Origin of the sequence: Halalkalibacter akibai JCM 9157 (genome assembly GCF_000513135.1) — a bacterium.
Lineage (GTDB): Bacteria > Bacillota > Bacilli > Bacillales > Bacillaceae_D > Halalkalibacter > Halalkalibacter akibai.
Map to the genome: position 1 here is coordinate 1 of NZ_BAUV01000097.1, position 5,244 is coordinate 5,244.

The following is a 5,244-nucleotide window of genomic DNA, read 5'->3' on the forward strand; positions in this document are numbered from 1 at the left end:
TGTGCTCATTAATAATAATGATGCAATTTTCCATTCGAAAAATTACTTTGACGAGAAAAACATGTTTTCTCTTTTCGCTTGGCTTTTGTTCAGTTTTCAAAGAACTATTGCGTCACTTCGTTAGCGACATTTATTATTATAACATAACTATTTATTCTGCGCAATAACTTTTTTGAAGTTATTTTTGAGATCGTTACGAAACAACCAATCGTTAACGACGACAAATAATAATATACCACAATAAATAATTCTACGCAATAACTTTTTTAAAAATGTTTTGCGGTTAGATTTAATAATTTATCATAATTACTTACGGCAATCAACTTAAAATTTATAAAGAAGGACATATTACTACAAACACCCCCAACTAAACCTTTAAATAAGTAATTTCTAAAAATATACTTCAGAGCAACAAGAATTTAGATTTGTATTTAGACTACATATAAGTACGACTCCATCCTGAACTTCTAAAACAACTTTCCTGAATACAAACATCTCCCTAACACACTCTCATTACTCCCCCACCTAAACAATTAGCCGTTACTATTATTAATTTACAATTCGAAGCCATGCCACTTTTTCAAATGATGATCATATTTCATCTATTAAAAGTTCGTAATGAGTTATCACCAATAAACTCCACGTTCTCAAACCTTTGTATTCTTTGAAAAAGAATAGGACAATTTCCCCCTCTCATATACATCGAACAAGGAGCTGGTGTATATGAAGGAAGAAATCATCATGATCCCACTGAAAAATATACAACCCCTTTATGATGCTTATATTTCTAGTTCTTTTTTGACAAGGATGCAATTAACCGCCAATCAAATAGAAACATATGATTTAATCCTCCCAGTTGAAAAACATGTACGCGCTGGAAAGTACGTACTCGTGGGTGGTTATGATAAATATAGATATATGAAAGAGCAAAATTATCAAAAAGCGCCTTGCATTATCGAAAAGAAAACGTCTTCGATTAAACAAAACCTAAAAGTGATGAGGCGACTTCATAACAAAGGAGATTCCTGGAGTAGAGACAACAAACTTAAACTACTAGAAATGTTAAGACACTTATCCCCCATTTCCCTTAAAACCTTAATCACCCACACAGGTTTTAAACGAAATGAATTAGAGCGCCTGAATTATCACCCAGCAGTTCCAGAACATTATAGAAGCGAACAGGCGACAACGTCAACGTTGAACTGGATTGCTACTCATAAGGCATTTTCACCACGTATTAAAGAATTTCTATACAACAGAGCACTTCTAAAAATAAGTGACCACAAGAGACTAACACACGAAAAGATGAAGACGATTGATTTTATACTTAAAAAACTCAAGCCACATTCGTTTGAAATGCTGACGGAAGATCAGCAACGAAAAGTTCTCACTCGTTGCATGAATTTTAAAGGAGTGATGGTAATTAGTATTCAGAAGATGATTGATGATTATCTAAAAAACTAAAAAAGGAAGCCTGAGTAAAAGGCTTCCTAACAAACTTATTCCTATCATGTCTACTTCATCTATACATTGACTAAATTTAGATGAGTGGCTATGCAGGTAATATCTCCACCCTACTCACTTCTCTTTAAAAAGGCCCCCACGAAATGGCATGAGCAATTAACAAAAAGACACATCCGATCAAGAACCAAACAATCAATAATGGATAAATAAACTTTGCCCACTTCGCATAAGAAATTCCAGCTGCTGCAATAGTGGCCATAAAGTATCCTGAAGTTGGGAAAATAATATTAGATAACCCATCTCCAATTTGGAAAGCCAATATCGCTGTTTGTCTTGTTGTTCCAACGATATCTGCTAATGGGATCATAATCGGCATTGTAATTAAAGCCTGGCCACTACCGGAAGGAACAAAGAAATTAAATAAACCTTGCGTTGCCAGCATTCCTAATACGGTAATGGATGATGGCAAACTACTAACGACATGTGATAACCCATAAATAATTGTATCAATGATTTGACTTTCTTCCATAACAACCGCTACCCCGCGAGCCACACCGATAATCATCGCTCCCAGTAACACGTCACGAAACCCTTTATTAAAAGATTCACTGATTTGGTTACCTGACAGCCCTGCCACAATCCCGACAACAATGCCAACTGCTAGGAAATAACCAGCTAATGTAACGAAATCCCACTGATATGTTAAAACACCGTAAATCATTCCAAAGAACATTATGATGACGACAAGACCTGCTATCTTTTGTCTCGTAGTAATTTCATAGCTTTTCTCTTCGAAAAAATGCTTAGACGCTGTTTCTTTTAAACTCTGCTTCACTAATTGAGGGTTTTTCTCTAACTTTTTCGCGTATAGAAGCAAGAAAACAACACCTGATAGAATGATTGCCATTAATAATAAAAACCTATATCCAGCCCCCGAGTAAACGGGCAACTCAGCAATTTGATGAGAAAGACCAACCGTACCTGGATTGGTTAATGCCGATAAAAATCCTCCAGTAGTTGCAATCAAAGCTACACCAGCAGCCATCATTTTATCGTACCCGAGCTTAATCATGAGCGGTATTAAGATTGGCACATAGACTAGAGCTAATTCTGGTGTACCAATAAAAGCTGTAATTACCGAGAAAGTCACGAGTAACACAGGAATAATTAACACCTTATTCGTACTAAACCTTTTCGTTAAGCGATCTACACCAAAGTGAATAATTCCTGTATCCTTTAACACCATAAAGCTCCACCAATCATAAAAGTAAAAAACACGACAGAGCTGGCGCTAACCATCCCTTGAGGAATCGCTTTTAAGAAATCCATGAGTCCAATTGGAGTTGATTCAATAAACGTAAACACTTCGGGATTAATCATCATTCTTCCCATTGGACCTTCGACACGTTCATACTTGCCTGCCGGAATAATATACGACGCCAGGCTCATACCTGCAACAAAAATTAATAAAATAACATATATGTGAGGAAAAGCAAATTTCCTCTTAGGCTGATGTTGTTTTGATTCTGGTCGTGCAATAGGTGCTTCAGCTCTCATAGTCTCCCACTCCTCAATTAAAATACCGAATATTCAGTCTTCAAATCCTATACTAGTGTTTAATTAAACACTAGTTTTACTTGAAGCATCTTCAAAAACACATTGACCTCTTGAGAATGTGTATAGCGTTTTGCCAATAAACGTTTTCCCGACATATGGACTGATCTTATGTCTGTATTTAAGGTCTTCTGTTTTTAATACGAACTCTTCGTTAAGGTTAATCAATGTTAGGTCAGCATCCGAACCAATTCTGATTGACCCTTTATTTGGATAGAGTCCAAAACGTTTGGCAGGTTGAAAAGCGGTCACTTCTGCAATTTTTGACAATGATACATCACGCTTATGAAAACCTTCTGTTAAAAGGACATGCAATGTATTTTGACAGCCAGCAATTCCACCCCAAACGTCAAAAATGCTTTCTCCTTGTGTTTTCATTTCTGGAGGTGATGGAGAATGATCGGAACTAATGATGTCGATATCTCCGTTTCTTAATGATTGCCATAACAACTCCACTTCATCTCTTTCTCGTAAAGGTGGTGCACATTTAGCAGTAGGGCCAATTTCCTCAAAATCATCAACCGATAAACTCAAATAGTGTGGGCAAGTCTCAGCAGTGACATCAATCCCTCGTTCCTTCGCTTCCTTAATACGGTCAATTACTCGCTTACTACTTACGTGAACAATATGTAATTTACACTTCGTTAACTCTGCATAACTAAGTACTCTTTCCACTGCTTCTAGCTCAGATAAGACCGGGCGCGAGTTGCAGTAATCACGGATTGATAAACGTTGCTCCTTTTTCGTTTTGTATGTTAAATAATTGATCATTTCATTAGACTCAGCATGAAGAGCTAAAATCGAATCCAATTGTGCGATTTTTTCCATCCCTTTTAATAATGTACCGTTATCAGCATGTTGAAAATCATCCGTTCCACACTCGGACATAAATGCTTTAAAGCCAATCGCACCTTCTTGATAAAGCTCTTCGAGATTTTCAATATTATCAGGTACTAACCCGCCCCATAATCGGTAATCGACAATAGACTTTTCATCAGCTAGCTGTTTCTTCTCTAAATAGCGTTCCTTTGTCGTTGTAGGAGGATTGCTATTTAAAGGCATATCAAAAAATGTTGTCACACCACCAGCAGCTAAACTTTTGCTCCCTGTATCAAGCCCTTCCCATTGATCTCTTCCAGGTTCATTAAAATGTACATGAACATCAATCAAACCTGGGAATATATGCAAACCTTTTGCATCAATCACTGTGGCATCTCCTTTCTCAATTGTGCCTGGTTCACAAATTGCAACGACCTTGCCATTCAGCATCCCTAAATCGGCTTCAAACACATCATTTTCAGTCACAAGGGTTCCAGAAAGGATAACCGTATCAAACTTCATATCAACTGCCTCCTGTTTTCATTTAGCTTAAGCTGAGTGTAAAAGATTTTCATAGATTCATCATTAGCTACTCACACTAAAAAATCTTTATTTTTTTAGTCGACATGCACAATCCATATCCAAAAAAAAGAAAAGATCCTTCCTTCTTTCTTACATGATTCAGTTTTAACAGATCTTTCATAAACTTAGGGTGATGTTGTCAGATATTGTGACAATCTTTTACCCCATAGAACGATTTTTTATAAATCATGAAATGTATTCCTTTTTTCTTCCCTATAAATATGGAAGCTCTTAATGATTTTTTTCCATGTCCCAGCCTTAAAACAATCACACCAAAGGAAGCAAGGGAAGTTAAACTAACTTATTTTTCGAACACTTGGCTTAGACTAGCCTTCCTCATACTCCCTTTAAGTGAATCACTTTGCTTATATGATTCAACACAAGTCTCTTCGGTACCTAAAATATTTTGCATTGACCATGCAAAATAAAGCACAACCTTTTAGATTGTGCTTACTCTGGCTATTAGATGCTTTGTGTCTCTCTCAATATTTCATATACGAAAAAAGCATCCCTTATCGGGATGCTTTAAAGTGCCTGGCAACGTCCTACTCTCACAGGGGGAAGCCCCCAACTACCATTGGCGCAAAAGAGCTTAACGACCGTGTTCGGCATGGGAACGGGTGTGACCTCTTTGCTATCGCCACCAGACTATATGGCATTTTATTAAAATGCTCGAACATCGGATTCCAAACTGGTATCTTAGTTCACATTAGAGAGATTCTCTCAAAACTAGATAATGCATTATAGAAACGGTGCCATACTTTT

2 protein-coding genes, 1 rRNA gene and 1 pseudogene are annotated in these 5,244 nt (G+C 36.8%); 1 reads left to right on the forward strand and 3 read right to left on the reverse strand.

All coding sequences use genetic code 11. From position 1 onward, the window contains the following. Positions 1–723 precede the first annotated feature (723 nt). Positions 724–1,464 carry a hypothetical protein gene (locus JCM9157_RS22625; protein WP_035668708.1) on the forward strand — a complete coding sequence of 247 codons (741 nt, stop codon included), beginning with the start codon at positions 724–726 and terminating at the stop codon, positions 1,462–1,464. A 124-nt stretch (positions 1,465–1,588) separates the two neighbouring features. On the opposite strand, the pseudogene JCM9157_RS22630 reads toward JCM9157_RS22625, so the two are convergent. The 3 genes and pseudogenes from JCM9157_RS22630 to rrf all read right to left on the reverse strand — a co-directional run bounded on the left by JCM9157_RS22630 (position 1,589) and on the right by rrf (position 5,127). Beyond that, positions 1,589–3,021 (reverse strand): annotated as a pseudogene (locus JCM9157_RS22630) (YfcC family protein). Between the two features lie 63 nt (positions 3,022–3,084). Next, entirely contained in the window at positions 3,085–4,419 is a 1,335-nt protein-coding gene (locus JCM9157_RS22635; RefSeq protein ID WP_035668712.1) for an allantoinase, read from the reverse strand. Positions 4,420–5,011: 592 nt separating this feature from the next. Beyond that, a 5S ribosomal RNA gene (rrf, locus tag JCM9157_RS22640) occupies positions 5,012–5,127 on the reverse strand. Positions 5,128–5,244: the final 117 nt, after the last annotated feature.